Annotated in this window: 14 protein-coding genes; 6 read left to right on the forward strand and 8 right to left on the reverse strand. The window is 74.8% G+C overall.

Annotation, left to right across the window (positions count from 1 at the left end; translation table 11 throughout):
• Positions 1-97: 97 nt before the first annotated feature.
• Positions 98-862 (reverse strand): ribosome hibernation promotion factor, encoded by a 765-nt coding sequence (locus tag FHX40_RS02395; RefSeq protein WP_142258086.1) that lies wholly within the window; start codon positions 860-862, stop codon positions 98-100.
• Between the two features lie 280 nt (positions 863-1,142).
• Here FHX40_RS02395 and FHX40_RS02400 point away from each other — a divergent pair, with 280 nt between their 5' ends.
• Positions 1,143-1,625: a cation:proton antiporter regulatory subunit gene (locus FHX40_RS02400; RefSeq protein WP_142258087.1), complete on the forward strand. Its 483-nt coding sequence runs from the start codon at positions 1,143-1,145 to the stop codon at positions 1,623-1,625.
• A gap of 15 nt (positions 1,626-1,640) precedes the next feature.
• On the forward strand, positions 1,641-2,819 hold the full coding sequence (locus tag FHX40_RS02405) for a cation:proton antiporter (RefSeq protein ID WP_142258088.1): 1,179 nt from the start codon (positions 1,641-1,643) through the stop codon (positions 2,817-2,819).
• 422 nt (positions 2,820-3,241) lie between these two features.
• On the opposite strand, the gene FHX40_RS02410 is transcribed toward FHX40_RS02405, so the two are convergent.
• Together FHX40_RS02410 and FHX40_RS02415 are read right to left on the reverse strand one after the other, a co-directional pair.
• Positions 3,242-4,501, reverse strand: coding sequence for an ATP-binding protein (locus tag FHX40_RS02410; RefSeq protein ID WP_142258089.1), 1,260 nt, complete (start codon positions 4,499-4,501; stop codon positions 3,242-3,244).
• A complete protein-coding gene (locus tag FHX40_RS02415) occupies positions 4,498-5,238 on the reverse strand; it encodes a response regulator transcription factor (RefSeq protein ID WP_142258090.1) in 741 nt (246 codons plus the stop codon). Before FHX40_RS02415 ends, FHX40_RS02410 begins: the two co-directional genes overlap by 4 nt.
• 130 nt (positions 5,239-5,368) lie before the next feature.
• Between FHX40_RS02415 and FHX40_RS02420 the strand changes: the two genes are divergently transcribed.
• Positions 5,369-5,854, forward strand: a complete 486-nt coding sequence (locus FHX40_RS02420; RefSeq protein ID WP_142258091.1) for a hypothetical protein — start codon at positions 5,369-5,371, stop codon at positions 5,852-5,854.
• Positions 5,855-6,095: 241 nt separating this feature from the next.
• Here the strand turns inward: FHX40_RS02420 and FHX40_RS02425 are convergent, their stop codons facing one another.
• From FHX40_RS02425 to FHX40_RS02435, 3 genes are all read right to left on the reverse strand, one after another.
• The gene (locus tag FHX40_RS02425; RefSeq protein ID WP_142258092.1) at positions 6,096-7,130 is read right to left on the reverse strand and encodes an alpha/beta hydrolase; all 1,035 of its coding nucleotides are present in this window, start codon (positions 7,128-7,130) and stop codon (positions 6,096-6,098) included.
• Positions 7,127-7,585 carry a nuclear transport factor 2 family protein gene (locus tag FHX40_RS02430; RefSeq protein ID WP_142258093.1) on the reverse strand — a complete coding sequence of 153 codons (459 nt, stop codon included), beginning with the start codon at positions 7,583-7,585 and terminating at the stop codon, positions 7,127-7,129. Before FHX40_RS02430 ends, FHX40_RS02425 begins: the two co-directional genes overlap by 4 nt.
• Positions 7,586-7,664: 79 nt before the next feature.
• Positions 7,665-8,471 carry an AraC family transcriptional regulator gene (locus FHX40_RS02435; protein ID WP_170198682.1) on the reverse strand — a complete coding sequence of 269 codons (807 nt, stop codon included), beginning with the start codon at positions 8,469-8,471 and terminating at the stop codon, positions 7,665-7,667.
• 771 nt (positions 8,472-9,242) lie between these two features.
• On the opposite strand from FHX40_RS02435, the gene FHX40_RS02440 reads away from it, so the two are divergent.
• From FHX40_RS02440 to FHX40_RS02450, 3 genes are read left to right on the forward strand one after another with little or no spacing between them, the layout of a single operon-like run.
• Positions 9,243-10,388 carry a hypothetical protein gene (locus FHX40_RS02440; protein WP_142258095.1) on the forward strand — a complete coding sequence of 382 codons (1,146 nt, stop codon included), beginning with the start codon at positions 9,243-9,245 and terminating at the stop codon, positions 10,386-10,388.
• Positions 10,385-11,845: a hypothetical protein gene (locus FHX40_RS02445; protein ID WP_142258096.1), complete on the forward strand. Its 1,461-nt coding sequence runs from the start codon at positions 10,385-10,387 to the stop codon at positions 11,843-11,845. Before FHX40_RS02440 ends, FHX40_RS02445 begins: the two co-directional genes overlap by 4 nt.
• Complete coding sequence (locus tag FHX40_RS02450; protein ID WP_229788903.1) at positions 11,842-13,227, forward strand: AAA family ATPase; 1,386 nt, start codon at positions 11,842-11,844, stop codon at positions 13,225-13,227. Before FHX40_RS02445 ends, FHX40_RS02450 begins: the two co-directional genes overlap by 4 nt.
• A gap of 12 nt (positions 13,228-13,239) precedes the next feature.
• Here the strand turns inward: FHX40_RS02450 and FHX40_RS02455 are convergent, their stop codons facing one another.
• Entirely contained in the window at positions 13,240-13,623 is a 384-nt protein-coding gene (locus tag FHX40_RS02455; RefSeq protein ID WP_142258097.1) for a VOC family protein, read from the reverse strand.
• 59 nt (positions 13,624-13,682) lie between these two features.
• Positions 13,683-15,893, reverse strand: coding sequence for an SF1B family DNA helicase RecD2 (recD2, locus tag FHX40_RS02460; RefSeq protein ID WP_142258098.1), 2,211 nt, complete (start codon positions 15,891-15,893; stop codon positions 13,683-13,685).
• Between the last annotated feature and the right edge of the window lie 33 nt (positions 15,894-15,926).

The raw sequence follows: 15,926 nt of genomic DNA on the forward strand, positions 1-15,926 counted from the left end.
AACACGGCGGGGCCACCGCCCCGGCCCTGCCGATGGCCGCAGGCCGGATGCGGTGGCCCCCGGGTCTTCCGCTACCGGCGGCCGTGCCGGCCGATCGTCACGGCGAGACCGCCGCGATGTGACCGAAGCCGCCGTCGCGCCGCCGGTAGAGGATCGCCCCCCGGCCGCTGAGCCTGTCGGCGTAGAAGAGGAAGGGCCGCGGCGCCGCGGCGAGGCGCGCGACCGCCTCGTCGAGGGTGAGCTCGGGCACCGGCCCCTCGTCGAGGGCAACCGGCAGGTAGGTCTCCGGCGGGCGGCCGGGCCGCAGGCGGGCCATGCCGTACCCGTCCTCGGTGCGCCAGACCGCGGCGTCGGCCCCGGTGGCCGCGTCCGTGAACAGGTAGAAGTCGTGGTCGAGCAGCTCCATCGCGAAGATCGCCTGCTCCGGGGTGACCGGCTCCGGCTCGAGGTACTTGCGCCGGATCACCGCCTGGGGTCCCACCCCCGCGGGCGTCGCGGTCCGGATCGTGTGCCGGTGGCGACGGCCGCGCAGCGACCGCCAGTCGCGCGTGGTGCGGTCGAGCCGCACCCGGAGGCGACCCAGCAGCTCGGTGACGGCCTCCTGCAGGGTCGGCCCCTCCGCCTGCGCGCGGACCACACGACCGTTGACGTCGAGGCTCGCCTCGGCGGCCGGCAAGCGGTCCGGGCCGGGCTCCGCGGGCCGGGTGAGCTTCACCCGCGCGGACAGGACCGGCTCCCCGCAGTGCCCGGCGAGCGCGGCGATCCGCTCCCGCGCCCGCTCCACCACCGCGCGCGACACTCTGCCGCGCGTCGCGACCTGCACGTCCTCGGCGGTCAGCGCGGCATGCGCCGTCTTCGTCATCGCGGCCCCCTCCTTCTCAGCGGTCTCACCGGTAGCCTTTCGCTTTCGGCGTAGTACCGGGCAGGGCCCTTGGTCACCGCGCCGTCGGCCCTAGGTCCTACCGGCCCCGACGGACCCCGCACCGCCGCGGCGGCCCCGCCGCGCGCGCCCGCCCGGCGGGCACGGCGGAACCCGCGATCCCCGGGGGTGGAGTGGGTCGGCGCAGGTCTGGGGTGGTATGCGATGCTTGGTAGGTTTCCCGGTAACAGTTGGACAAATGGACAATCGGAGGATCAGCGGGGTGGAAGTCGAGCAGACCGTGCTGCCCGGAATCGGGCTACGGCACGAGTTCACCACGCATTCCGGGCGTCGGATCGGAGTCGTCTCGCACCGTTCGGGGCGCCGAGACCTGGTCATCTACGATGCCGAGGACCCGGACAGGGCGTCTGAGACGATTCAGCTCAACGAGGAGGAGGCCAACGCGCTGGTCGAGCTGCTCGGCGCCCCGCGGATCGTGCAGCGGCTCAACGCGTTGCACCGCGACGTCGAAGGCCTGGTCAGCGAGAAGGTCCCCGTCCCGCCCGGTTCCCCGTACGACGGGCGCCCGATGGGCGATGCGAGGGTGCGCACCCGTACCGGTGCCTCCATCGTCGCGGTGGTGCGGGGCTCGCAGGTGTTCGCCAGCCCTGCTCCTGACTTCAGGCTGACCGGCCAGGACATCGTCGTTGTGGTGGGCAGTCCGGAAAGCACCGCTGCGGTCGCCGACATCTTCTCCCACGGATAAACAGAAAGGCGGCGCGTGCACCATACGGCGATCCTGTTCCTGGAGTTCGGCGCGGTCCTGCTCGGGCTGGGTGTCCTCGGGGCACTCGCCCTGAAGGCCGGAATATCCCCCATCCCGCTCTACCTGATCGCCGGTCTCGCCTTCGGCACCGGCGGCATCCTTCCCCTGGCGACCAGCGAGGAGTTCATCTCCACCGGTGCCGAGCTGGGCGTCATCCTGCTGCTGCTCACGCTCGGCCTCGAGTACAACGCCGACGAGCTGGTGACCAGCCTGAAGAGCAACGCCCCGTCAGGCCTGGTGGACCTGGTGCTCAACGCCGCGCCAGGGGCGATCTGCGCCCTGCTGCTCGGCTGGGGGCCGGTCGCGGCGGTGGCGATGGCGGGCGTCACCTACGCCACCTCGTCCGGCATCACCGCGAAGGTGCTCTCCGACCTGGGGTGGATCGGTAACCGCGAGACGCCGGTCGTGCTGTCCCTGCTGGTCTTCGAGGACCTCACGATGGCGATCTACCTGCCGGTGCTCACCGCGATGCTCGCCGGGGTGAGCTTCGCCATGGGCGCGGCCACGGTCGCCATCGCGCTCGCCACGGTGAGCATCGTGCTGATCGTGGCGCTGAAGTTCGGGCGCTGGATCGAGGCGTTCGTGTCCAGCCCCAACTCCGAGGTGCTGCTGCTCAAGGTGGTCGGCCTGGCCCTGCTCGTGGCCGGCATCGCCCAGGAGCTCCAGGTGTCGTCGGCGGTCGGCGCGTTCCTGGTCGGCATCGCCCTCTCGGGTGAGATCGCCAAGGAGGCGGAGGCGCTGCTCGCCCCGCTGCGCGACCTGTTCGCGGCGGTGTTCTTCGTCTTCTTCGGCCTGCAGACCGACCCGTCGAAGATTCCGCCGGTGGCCGGGCTCGCCGCGGTGCTCGCGCTGGTCAGCTTCGGCACCAAGCTGCTGACCGGTGTGATCGCCGCCCGCCGGGCCGGCATCGCCAAGGCCGGTCGCATCCGCGCCGGTATCGCGCTCGTGCCCCGAGGCGAGTTCAACATCGTCATCGCGGGGCTCGCCGTGGCCGCGGGCGCGCACCCCGACCTCGGCCCGCTCGCCGCGACCTACGTGCTGATCCTCGCCGCGTTCGGCCCGCTCGCCGCGCGTCTCATCGAGCCGCTGTTCACTAGGTTGGCGGCGAAACGGGAACGGACGGCGGCGGCCTGACCGGCCTTGCCGGAGCGCCGCCGGGCCGGCCCGGCGGGCGCACCCCCCGACGAGGACGATCACGCTGCTGGGCCTCCGCGGCGGTTCGGACACCTCCCGAACGGCCTGACGAGGACGCCGCGATCGCGGACAGCTGCGGAGCGCCCGTCGCCCCCTGTGGTGACGGGCGCTCCGGCGTTCCGGCGGGCCACGAACGCCGTGGCCTTCGCCGCCGGGGCGCGACCCGCGGCGGGGCGTCCCCGGCGGCGCCGTTCCCCGGGTCGCGGCCGGTGTGATCAGGCCGGTCATGACCGCCCGGGTACGGCTTTCGCCTCCGTCACGGCGTCGGCCCGCCGTGACGGAGGCGGCGACCGGCGGCGTTCCGGCCCGCTCCTTCGCCGCCGGGCCGAGGCCCGTGGCCTTTGCTGCGCGAGGCGGCGGGGTCAGCCGTCCGCCTGCGCCTCCTCTTCCTCCCGGTACGGCCGCAGGTCGGCGCGCAGGCACGACCCCCGGTCACCGGCGACGACGAGGGTGCCGCCGTGGGTGCGGGCGATGTCCCGGGCGATGGCGAGGCCGAGGCCGGAGCCGCCCGCGTCCCTGGCCCGGGCCTCGTCGAGGCGGGTGAACCGGTCGAAGACCGACTCGCGGTGCTCCGGCGGGATGCCGGGGCCGTCGTCGATCACCTCCACCCGGGCGGGCGGGGTCACCCGTACGGTGACCGTGGACTCGGCGTGCCGTACCGCGTTGTCGAGCAGGTTGCCGATCATGCGGGCGAGGTGGGTGCGGGAGCCGCGTACCACCACGTCGCCGGCGATGTCGAGCTCGATGCGGGCCCGGCCGCCGCGGCGCCGTACCGCCTCCTCGGTGGCCACCTGACCGAGGTCCACCTCGTCGCACGCGGGTGGCTCCCCGGCGTCGAGGCGGGCGAGCAGGAGCAGGTCCTCGGCGAGCCGCTGGATGCGCTCCACGTCGGTCAGCGCCTCGGTGGCGAGCCGCGGGGCCTCGCGCCGGCCCAGCTCCAGGCGGGTGCGCAGCGTCGCGAGCGGGCTGCGCAGCTCGTGCGCCGCGTCGGCGACGAAGCGTTTGTGCCGTTCCACGGCCTGCTCCAGCCGGTCGAGGGTGGCGTTCATGGTGCGGGCCAGCCGGGCCACCTCGTCCCTGGTCTCCGGTACGGGCACGCGCTCGTGCAGGTCGTTCGCGGTGATGCTGGCGAACTTCGCGCGGATCGCCGACACCGGCGCGAGCGTGCGGCCGAGCAGGATCCAGGTCAGGCCCGCGACCAGCAGCAGCAACACCGGCACGCCGATGAGCAGCATGGGCCGCAGCGCGTCGAGCGCGTCGCGCACCGGATGGAGCGAGGCGCGGGCCTGCACGGTGAGGGTCCCGGTCCCGATCGGCACCTCGCGGGTCGCCGTGGCGTACCCCTCGGCCCAGCTCGGGTCGGGCGCGGGCGAGATGCGCACGTCGGGATCCGCCTGCGGGAACGGCGCGGTGTCCCGGGTGATGGTCAGCCGGTCGCCCTCGGTGGCGACCGAGATCCGGTGCGCCGCCTCCGCGAGCCGCCGCGCGGCCTCCTCGCCGACGCTCGCCTCCAGGCTGCTGCGCAGGATGCCGGCCAGCACGGCGGCGGTCACGCCGAGGGCCAGCGCGACCGTCACTGTGGCCACGATCGTCGCGCGCAGCCGTACCGACAGCCGCCTCATCGCCGCCTCCGCTTCGGCCCCGTGGTCGTGCCGCCGGCCCGCCTCGGCGTGCTCCGGCCGGTGGTCTCCCGGGCGTCCAGGCGGTAGCCCGCGCCGCGCACGGTGACCAGGGACGCGCGGCCGAACGGCGCGTCGATCTTGCGGCGCAGCGCGCTGATGTACACCTCGACGATGCTGGGGTCGCCGTCGTAGGCGAAGTCCCAGGCCTCCTCGAGCAGCTCGGCCTTGGACACCACCTCGCCGGCGCGCCGGGCGAGCGCGTACAGCACGGCGAACTCCTTCGGGGTCAGCGCGATCTCGGCCTCGCCGCGGCGGCAGCGCAGCCCGGCCGGGTCGACCACCAGGTCGCCGACGGTGATCGCCGCCGGGCGCTCCCGGCCGCCGCGCCGTACCAGGGCCCGGAGCCGGGCGAGCAGCACCGCGTACGAGAACGGTTTGCACAGGTAGTCGTCGGCGCCGTTGTCCAGCGCCTCCACCTCGTCGTACTCGCCGTCCTTGGCGGTGAGCATCAGGATCGGCGTCCAGTCGCCGCCGTCGCGCAGCCGCCGGCACACCTCGTAGCCGTTCATCAGCGGCAGCAGCACGTCGAGCACGATCGCGTCGTACCGGTTCTCGCCCGCGAGCCACAGCCCGTCCCGGCCGTTGTGCGCGACGTCGACCGCGAACCCCTCCTCGGCCAGCCCGTTGCGCAGCAGCTCGGCCAGCCGCACCTCGTCCTCCACCAGCAGCAGGCGCATGGCACCCACCCTGCCGTACCGCGGCTAAAGCCAACCTGAAGATCATTTCGGGCGCGTTCAGGTTCGCTTCAGCCGCCGGGCGCGAGGCTGCACGGGCACGACCGGCAAGGTCTCAAGGAGGAGGAACGACATGAAGCGACGTCGTGTGGTCATCGCGGGCCTGGCGCTGGCGGTCCTGACCGTTCTCGGCGGCGCCGCCGCCCACGCCGCCGGGCGGACCCCGGCGGAGGCGACGGAGACGGCCGCGGCGCAGGTCGAGGTGCGGCCCGGCGCGGGCGCGGAACCCGTGGCCGTGGCGCACGAGGACGGCGGGACCGACGTGGCCGGCGGCGGGACGGCCCGGACGACCGGCTCCGGCAGGGAGTGCCCGGCTCCCGGCGCCGGCGGGCGCTCCGTCGAGAGCCTGGAGGTGAGGGACGGCAAGATCTACCACAACGGCAAGGAGGTCGGCCGCGTCCACGGCGACGGGACGGCCCCGCTGACCGTGTCGGTGGAGGACGGCGAGATCCGCGTCGGCAAGGACACCGAGCCTCCGGCCGGTGCCACCGTCACCCGCGGCACCGGCCGCGGCAACGGCGTGGGCGGCCCGGCCGTCGCCTGCGCCAAGACCCGCTGACGCGAGCCTCTCGATGTACGGCCCGTCGGTCGCGGCGGGCCGTGTCCGGGCGGTACACCGTCGGCACGGGGTGGCACACGCGGGCCGGCGACGTGCCCATGACCCGCGCGGCCGCGTCCGGATGCGGCGGGAGTCGCCGGACGCGGCACCTGGGCGGCGGCGCGTCCCGGTCGGGCGCCCGGTGCGGCGGGGGCGGCGCACCGGGCCGGCTCCCCGGCCTACGGCCGAAGACGGGGACGGCTCACTCGCTCTTCTTCACCGGGAGGTACTCGCCCAGCCACTCGACGATGGCCTCGGTGGCCCGGCTGACGTACGGGTCCTGGTCGTACAGCTCGATGTGGTTGTGGGTCTCCACCCAGACCAGCCGCTTCGGGCCGGTGGCGGCGTCGTAGGCGGCCTGGGCGTACTCGGGCAGCAGCGCGGTGTCGGTCGTGCCGTGCACGATCAGCAGCGGGGTCGGCGCGAGCAGCCGCGCGTCGCCGAGCGCGTTGTACACCAGGTACGGGATGAACGAGGCGACCGTCATCTCCCGCGACCAGGTGGGCGCGTCGGTCTTGGAGGTGCGGTCGTAGTAGCTGTACGCCTCCGGGTTCGGCATCGCGGCAAGGGGCACCTCGGGGGTGAGCTCCTTGGCGATCGTCGGCATGTAGGCCACCTCGCCCGCGCGCTCCGCCCGCTCGACGGTCTCGATCACGGTGCGCTGGAAGGCGGCGAACCCCTCCTCGCCCATGATCTTCGTGAACGTGCCGCCGACGTTGTAACCGCCGGCGACGCTCACCACGGCCGAGATCCGGCGGTCGCGCGCCGCGGCGGACACCATGTAGCCGCCGCCCATGCACACGCCCACGCCGCCGATGCGGCCGGGGTCGACGTCGTCGCGGGTGCGCAGGTAGCCGACCGCGGCGCTGATGTCCTCGATGATCCAGTTGGGGTCGTGGTGGGCCCGCGGGGCGCCCTCGCTCTCGCCGAAGGTGCGCGGGTCGAAGGTGAGCACCGTGTAGCCCGCGTCCGCGAGCCGCTCGGCGTAGTGCGGGACGGTCTGCTCCTTGACGCTGCTGATCGGGCCGGTCATGACGATGCCCGGGGTGACCCCGCCGGACCGCGGGCGGTAGAGGTGCCCGGCGAGCCGTACGCCCTGGGAGGTGAAGGTGACCGGCTCGCGCCGGGAGGGGTCGGCGTGCAGCAGCAGGGCCGGGTCCTCGGGCGTGAAGTACCGCGGGTCGGAGCCGGCGGCGAGGATGTCGGCGGTGGAGCGGATGGTGACGGTGCCGGTCATGAGCTCGCCTCCGTTCCCGGGTCGGTCATGATCGCGGTGTTGCCGTCCGTCCAGGCGGCCCGGAGGGTGATCGACTCGATGCGCCAGGCGCCGCCGGAGCGGGCCAGCCGGATGCGGTAGGTGCCGCCGACCGTCCACAGCGGACCGCCGGTGGGGACGGTACGGCGGTGCACGGCGACCACGTTCGCGGTGGCCGTGGCGGTGTCGCCGGAGATCTCCGGCAGGATGTTGGTGATGACGTGCTGGGTGGCCTCGAGCCTGCCGAGGAGGTCCCGCCAGCGCCCGATCAGGACCTCGCGGGCGAGCTTCTCCGGCTCGCCGCCCCACAGGGACGTGTAGTCGACCTCGACGACGTCGGTGAGCAGGCCGTGCAGCCCGTCCCAGTCGCGGTCGTCGACGAGACGGCCCAGGCGGCCGATCGCCGTCTCCACCTGGTAGCGGTCCTCGATGGTCATGATCCTCCTTCGCTCGTTCCAGGAGGCTAGGTCGGCCACCGGCCCGCGTAATGTACGATCTTGCGGACCTGTGGATGAGTCAGCGCTGTGGATAACTCCCGGGCGCGACGCCCACGTGGCGCTTGAAGTGCCGGGTGAGGTGGCTGAGGTCGAAGAAGCCGGTCTCCTGCGCGACCCGGCTCACCGGCATGCCGCGCAGCAGCAGCCGCTTCGCGTGGGAGATCCGCACCTGCAGCTGGTAGGCGTGCGGCGGCATGCCCACGTGCCGCCGGAACAGCCGGGCGAAGTGGAACGGGCTCAGCCCGGCGACCCGCGCCAGCTCGTCGAGGGTCACGTCCGCGGCGTAGTTGTCGCGCAGGTAGGCGCGGGCCGCCTCCACCGCCGGCACCGGGCCGCGGCCTTCAGGCGGCGCCGCCGTACGGATCCGGCCGTGCCGTTCCAGCAGCAGGGTGAGCAGCGACAGCAGGCGCACGTCCCGGGCGAGCGCGGTGTCCTCGTGCAGCAGCCGGTGCACCCGGGCGAACCGCACCGCGAGGTCGTCGTCGGCGATGACCGGGTCGCCGAAGTACGGCAGGCCCGCCCGTGGGCCGCCAAGCTCGGCCGCCACCTGGCGCATTCGCGCGGAGCTCGCGTAGAGCACCGCGTACGTCGACTCGTTCTCCCGGTCGGCCGGATCCCTCGCCTGATGCACCTCGTCCGGCATGATCACCGTCAGGCTGCCCGGCGGCACGAGGTGCCAGGCGCCCCGGTAGTGGTACTGGCCCGGGGTGCCGACGTTGAGGCACAGGTGGTACTCGTCGTGCGCGTGCCGCGGCAGCGTGACGCCGGGACCGGGCGGGTAGCGGTACTGCTCCAGCAGGATGTCGTGGAAAAGCCGTCCCGTCACCCGGGTACGGCTAGGCGTTCCGGTTGATGCCCCCATACCGGTTCAAGCCCCCATACCGGTGAAATGCCCCCTTAACCCCGGCTTTTCCACGGGTTGACCCGGGACATTCACGCGGCCGGAATAGACGGGCCCGAAAGGTGCGGTAAGCGGCGCGCCGAAAGCACGCGCGACGGCTTTCGCGCATCGGTGCGTCGCGGGCGGGGGGAGCAGCCTGCGGCGGGGGAGCGAGTGGCGGGCTCCGGCAGGCCACGCGCGAACGCGGCCTTCCGTCGCGTGCCCGAGGAGGGGAACGGCCGTCGCCCGGGCGGATCCGATGCGCATGCGAGGGGCCGGTGAGAACGCTGTGCAACCGGTTTTGTGAGTGGCCTTTGCTACTGTGCCGCGCGTGAAACGCGACGTGCTGAAGGAGCGCATCGTTCACCTGCGGCAACGGGTACGCCGGGCGGCGTCGGCCGGGGAGCGCGCCCGGACTCGCCGGGTGTCCGCCGGGCCGCCTGCCGCCGGGCCGGCCTGCGACGACGCGCTCAAGCCGGGTCATGGGCCCGCGGTGTGTCCCGTTCCGCCGGCGCACGCGCGGCCGGGCCGGAGGAACCCGGACGCGACCCCGGCCATACGCCGGCCGGCCGTCGGTCGTGTGGCCCGGACCGCTCCGGCCGCCGTCGACGGGTACGGCCCGGCCGCCGCGCCCGCCGTACCCAAACCGGCCGGCCGCGTCCCGTGGCCCGCCGTGTGGCCGTCGCGTCGCCCGGCCCGCCACAGGAGGAGGGCCACGTGAACCGGCTGGACGTGCTGCGCGGCCCGCACCCGGCCGTCGACCACAACGCCCGTACCATCGCCGCGCTCGCCGCCAACCCCGGCTGCGACCGCCGCGCGGTGTTCGACGCCGCCGGGGTGGACAAGCGGGCGATCGCCCGCCACCTCGGCCATCCCGCGCCGTTCGGCCAGTCGGTGTTCGCGATCACCCGGGCGCGGGCGTTCGAGAAGCTGGTGAAGGCCGACGGGTGCGCCGAGCTGCTGCGGCTGCTGCGCGAGCTGTTCGGCCTCGACGTCGGCGAGGTGACCTACGTCGACGTCGCCGAGACCGGCGAGCCCGGGCACGCGGCCCGGCACGCCAGGACCCGGGAGCTGCTGCGGGGCGCCGCCCGCGCGGCCGCGGACGGGCGGGCCGCGGGCGTGCTCGTCGACCACCCGCTGCTCCGGCTCGACGTCGGCGGCACCGAGGTCCACCTCGAGCCGGACGTGATCGCGCTGCAGGCGGGCGGCCGGTTCCACGTCATCGCGATCAAGTCGTTCGCGATCATCGACGGGCGGGCCGAGCCCGCGCAGGTCGCCGCGGCCGCCCGGCAGGCCGCGGTGTACGTGCACGCGCTGCGCACCCTGCTCGCCGCCGAGGGCGCCGACCCCGCCCTGGTCGCGCACAACGTCGTGCTGGTCTGCCCGAAGGACTTCGCCAACACCCCGACCGCCACGTTCGTCGACGTCCGGCAGCAGCTCGCCGTACTCGCCCGGCAGCTCGCCCGGCTCACCCGCATCGACCGCATCCTCGACCGGCTGCCCCCGGACCTCACCTTCGACCTGCGGCCCGGCCCCGACGGCACCCCGACCCGCCCCGCCGACGACCTCGCCCGCGCGGTACGGCAGGTGCCCGCCCGGTTCGCCCCCGAATGCCTGTCCACCTGTGACATGGCGTACTTCTGCCGGGCCGAGGCGCGGGAACAGGCCGCCACCGACCTGCTCGGCCGGGCGGTGCGCGACGCGCTCGGCGGGCTGGCGACCATCCCCGAGGTGCTCGGCCTCGCCGAGGGCGCCCGCGAACCGGCCGAGGACGAGGCGGAGATCGCCGACCGGCTCCGGCTCGTGCACCGGTTCTACGCCGAGGCCCTCGACGCCGCGGCGAAGGAGGTGGCGGTGGCATGAGCGTGCTCGCCGCCTACGCCCGGGCGCGCGCGGTCCGCGAGGGCAGGGCACAGCCGATCGCCACCGTGCGGCACCTGCACCTGTCGCCGCGGCCCATGGTGTTCATCCCGCTGCGCCTCGCCGGTGAGGCCGCGGCCCCGCTCGGCGCGATGCTCGGCACCGACCCGGCCGAGCCCCACCTGCTCGTCGTGCCGCAGCCCCGCGACCGCGACCAGCGGTTCGCCTTCGTCGCCGAGCTCGCCGCGATCGTGCTGCCGTACATCGAGGGGTACGCCAAGGACGTCGAGACGGTCGAGGCGAAGACCCCGTACGAGCGCAGCCTCGACGCCCCGCAGATCCTCGTGCCCAACCCGCGCGGGATCGCGTTCACCCGGCTGCTCGGCCGGTCCTGCCGGTTCCGCCGCGCCGACGGCCCCTACCCGGTGCACCCGTCGGTGCCGGTGCTCGGCCAGTGGCTCACCTTCCTCGCCGACCGGGCCGAGTTCCCCGGCTCGTCGCTGCTCGTCGCGATGACCGAGGCGCTCGCCGCGCACTGGGCCACCGGGCAGAGCCGGGTCGAGGACGGCAACCTCGCCGCGCTCGTCGGGTGGATCGCCCCGCCGGACGGCATGACCGGCCCGGAGGCGGCGGCCGCCGCCGAGGACATGGTGTGGTCCCCGCCCGCCGGCCCGGACACCGCGCCCGAGTTCGACGCCGAGGTGCTCGCGCCCGCGATCCGCGTCTACGAGGCGACCGGCTCGGCCGCGGCGGTGCGCGACGCCGTACGCTCCCAGCTCGAACCGACCTGGCGGGTGATGTGGCGGGCCGTCGAGCTGCTGCGCGGCCTGCCCGAGGCGCGCGGCGTGCCCGGCCGGTGGGAGCGGGACCGCGCCGAGTTCACCCGGGAGGCGATCCGCATCGCCGAGGGCGGGCCGCCCCGGGGCCGGCACGACAGCGCGGTCGGCGCCGCGGTACGGCTGTCCGCGATGGAGCGGGCCCAGCAGGCGTTCGAGGCGCAGCGGGCCCTCGACGACCCGATGGTGATGGTCGAGCACCGCCTGGAGGGCCGGGCGTTCGCGGGCGAGGTCGTCGCCGTCGAGCTCGAGCGCAGGATCGTGCCGCCGGGCCGTACCCGGGCGGTGAACCGGCCCCTGGTCACCGTGGCCACCGCCGACCCGGTCCGGCTCGCCCCCGGCGACGTGCTCATCTCCCCGGCCCGCCCGCGGCAGCACTGCGAGGTGATCGAGGTACGGCGCGGCACGGTCGTGCTCCAGGTCAACGACGGCATGGGGCGCGGCGCCCGCCCGGCCCCCGGGAGCGTGCCCGAGGTCGGCGAGATCGTGTGCTACGCCGACCTCGACCCCGGCGACGGCCCCGGGTTCCCGTTCCCCAGCCGGGAGGAGACCCCGTGGACGCACGGCGGCCCGCCCGCCGAGTACGTCCCCACCGATGAGGACGCGATGGAGGACTGGTCGTGACGCTCACCGCCGCGCTCGCCGCCCCGCCGCCCGTCGCCCTGCCCGCCCACCCCGGTCCGGACCCGGCGCGGGCCGCGGCCGAGGCGACCGCCGCCGTGCTCGCCGACTTCACCGGCGGCCGGCACCGGGGCGTGATCGTGGACTCGCCGCCCGGCGCGGGCAAGTCCACGCTCGTGGTGACGGCCGCCCGCGCGATCGCCGACGCCGGCGAGCCGCTGATGATCGTGGCGCAGACGAACGAGCAGGTCGACGACCTCATCGTCCGGATCGCCGCGGCCGACCCGCGGATCGCCGTCGGCCGGCTCAGCGCCCGCGGCCACACCCCCTCGCCCCGGGTGGCCGCCCTCGACGGCGTGACGGTCGCGCACGCGGTCGACGACCTCGCCGGGTGCGCGATCGTGATCGGCACCGCGGACAAGTGGGCCTACACGAAGGCCGCGCGCTTCCCGTGGGCGATCGTCGACGAGGCGTACCAGATGCGCTCGGACAAGCTGCTGCCGATCGCCACCCTCTTCGACCGGGCGCTGTTCGTCGGCGACCCCGGCCAGCTCGACCCGTTCTCCACGGTCGGCGTGGACCGCTGGGCGGGCCTGTCCTGGGACCCGATGCAGAGCGCGGTGGCGGTGCTCGCCCGGCACAACCCCGACCTGCCGGTGCACCGGCTGCCGGTCTCCTGGCGGCTGCCCGCGAGCGCCGCGCCGCTCGTCTCGCAGGCCTTCTACCCCGACACCCCGTTCCGCTCCGGCACCGCGGCGGGCGACCGCCGCCTGGAGCTCGCCGCCGGGTGCGCGGACGCGGTCGACCGCACCCTCGACGAGGCGGCCGGGTCCGGCTGGGCGCTGCACGAGCTGCCCGCCCGGCACACCGTGCGCACCGACGCCGAGGCGGTGCGGGCCTGCGCCCGGCTCGCCGCCCGGCTGCTGGCGCGCCGCCCCGTCGCGTATGACGAGCACGGCTCCCACCCGGTCGGCCCGGACCGGATCGCGATCGGCTGCGCGCACAAGGACCAGGTGGCGGCGATCCGCGCCGCGTGCGCGGCCGAGGGCGTGCCCGACGGCGTCACCGTGGACACCGCCAACCGGCTGCAGGGCCGCGAGTACGACGTCACGATCGTGCTCCACCCGCTCTCCGGCCGCCGCGACGCCACCGCGTTCCACCTCGAGGCGGGCCGGCTGTGCGTGCTCACCTCGCGGCACCGGCACGCCTGCGTCGTGGTGGCCCGCGCCGGCATCCCCGAGCTGCTCGACGCCCACCCGTCCACCGGCGGCGTGCACCTCGGCGTGCCGGTCAAGTTCCCGGACGGCTGGGAGGCGAACCACGCCGTGCTCGACCACCTCGCCCGGCACCGGGTGCCCGCCGTACCGGACGGGCCGGGGCGCTGACCGGCCCGCGGGCTACGCGCCGCCGCCGTACGGGACGGTGAGGATCTCCAGGAAGTGGCCGTCGGGATCCTCCCAGTACACGCCGCGCCCGCCGTCCCTGGTGTTGATCTCGCCGGGCCGCCGCCTGCCCGGGTCGGCCCAGTAGGGCAGGTTCCGCTCGCGGATGCGGCCGAAGATCTCGTCGAACTCGGCCTCGGTGACGAGGAACGCGTAGTGCTGCGGGCTGATCGGGCCATCGGAGTCCATGTAGTCGAGCGAGACCCCGTTGGCGAGCTCGACGACGAGGAACGGGCCGTACGGCTTCGGCGCGGGCAGGCCGAGCAGCTCGGCGACGAAGCCGGCCGAGCGGTGCTTGTCGGTCGCGTGCACGATCGTGTGGTTGAGCTGGACGGGCATGTCACCTCCCGGGACGTCCGTCGCGTCTCACCTGGGCTCCTGCCCGCGGCCGTGCGCGCTCACCCCTCGGGGAGGGCCGCGTTGAGCCGGACCGCGAGGGAGGTGTTGCGCCGGATGCCGCGGTTCGCCACCGCGATCTCCAGCGCGCGGGCCTGGCCGACGAGCACGACCGTGTGCCGGGCCCGGGTGATCGCGGTGTAGAGCAGGTTGCGGCGCAGCACGAGCGAGCCCGCCGCCGTGGTCAGCGGGATGATCACGTACGGGTACTCGCTGCCCTGGGCGCGGTGCACGGTGATCGCGTAGGCGTGCAGGATCTCGTCGAGCTCGTCGTAGCCGTAGCCGACGGTCTGCCCGTCGTCCATGCGGATCTCGATCCGCCGCTCCTCGGGCACGATCCGGGTTATCACGCCGGTGGCGCCGTTGAACACCCCGTCCCGGCCCTTGTCGTAGTTGTTGCGGATCGGCATGACCCGGTCGCCCGGCCGGAACACCCGGCCGTCGGTCCAGTGCTCGGGCACGCCCGGCCGGTGCGGGTTGCGCCGCTCCTGCAGCAGCCGGTTGAGCTCCTCGGCCCCGGCCGCCCGCTGCCGCCCCGGGCACAGCACCTGGATGTCGTCGGGGTCGACGCCGCGCCGCTGCGGGATGCGCCGGGTGGCGAGGTCCGCCACCAGCTCCGGGATCGCCTCCGGGTCCTCCTCCTGGAACAGGTAGAACTCCTTGCCCGCCACCGGGAGCAGCCCGTCGCGCACCCGGTGCGCGTTGGCGACGATCGGGCTGCCGAGCGCCTGCCGGAACACGTGGCCGAGCCGTACCCGGGGGATCGCGGGCACCTCCAGCAGGTCCCGCAGCACGTCGCCCGGGCCGACGCTGGGCAGCTGGTCGGGGTCGCCGACGAACAGCACGTGGCAGCCGGAGGCGACCCGGCGCAGCAGGGCGCGTGCGACCACCAGGTCGAGCATCGAGGTCTCGTCGACCACGATCAGGTCGGCGAGGAACGGATCGGTGTGGTCGAACAGCGCCCCGTCCTCGGCGGGGTCGGCGCGCGGCCGCACCATGCGGTGCACGGTCATCGCGGGCAGGCCGGTCAGCTCGCCGAGCCGCCGCGCGGCGCGCCCGGTGGGGGCGGCGAGCGCGACCCGGCCGCCGCCCGCGCGCACCAGCTCGGTGAGCACCCGGACCGTGTGGCTCTTGCCGCAGCCGGGCCCGCCGGTGAGCACCGACACCGTCTCCCGCAGCGTCATCTCGATCGCCCGCCGCTGGTCCGGATGGAGGTCCGCGTACGGCGGGGCGTCCCCGCCCAGCCGCTCCTCGGCGATGCGCCGTACCCGATCCGGCATCCGGGATGCGGCCCGGTGCAGCCGGAGCAGCTCGCCCGCCACCGACGACTCGGCGACGTGCAGCCACCGGGCGGACACCACCGGCTCCACCTCGCCGTCGGCGCGCAGGCCGGGCAGCAGCTCGACCACGACCTTGCCGTCGGCGCGCAGCGCGTCGAGGGCCGCGCGCAGCGGGCCGGGATCGGCGTCGAGCAGCTCCATCGCCTGGGCGATCAGCGCCTTCTCCGGCAGGTGGCAGTGACCCGCCCGCGCGTTCGCCCGGTCGAGCACGTGCAGCAGCCCGGCCCGCATGCGCTCCGGGCTCTGCTCGGGCAGGCCCACCGCCATCGCGATCCGGTCCGCGGTGTGGAAGCCGATGCCACGCACCTCCTCGGCGAGCCGGTACGGCTCGGCGCGCACCACGCGTGCCGCGTCCTCGCCGAGCGCCTGGTGGATGCGGACCGCGAGGGCGGGCGAGAGCCGTACCCCTTGGAGGAAGGTCATGATCTCCCGGATCGCCTTCTGCTCGGCCCAGGCCTCGCGGATCATCCGCGCCCGGGCCGGCCCGATGTTGTGCACCTCGAGCAGCCGCTCGGGCTCGGTGTCGATCACCTTCAGCGTGTCCGCCCCGAAGTGCGCGGCGATCGCGTCGGCGAGCTTGCCGCCGATGCCTCTGACCAGCCCGGAGCCGAGGTAGCGCCGGATCGCGTAGACGCTCGCGGGCAGCACCGAGACGCACTCGGTCACCTGGAACCGCTCGCCGTGCTCGTCGTGCCGGGAGTAGCCGCCGGTGAGCCGGACGGTCTCGCCGGGCTGCACGCCGACGAGCGCGGCGCCGGCCGCGACCACCGTGCGCTCGCCGCCGAGGTCGACGCACGCGACCGTGTAGCCGTCGGGGGCGACGTATCGCAGGTGGTCGACGACGCCCTCGATGACCTGCCCCGGCTCGTTCATGCGATCCACCCCGAGGGCACCCTACTTAGACTT

It is taken from the genome of Thermopolyspora flexuosa (assembly GCF_006716785.1).
Lineage (GTDB): Bacteria > Actinomycetota > Actinomycetes > Streptosporangiales > Streptosporangiaceae > Thermopolyspora > Thermopolyspora flexuosa.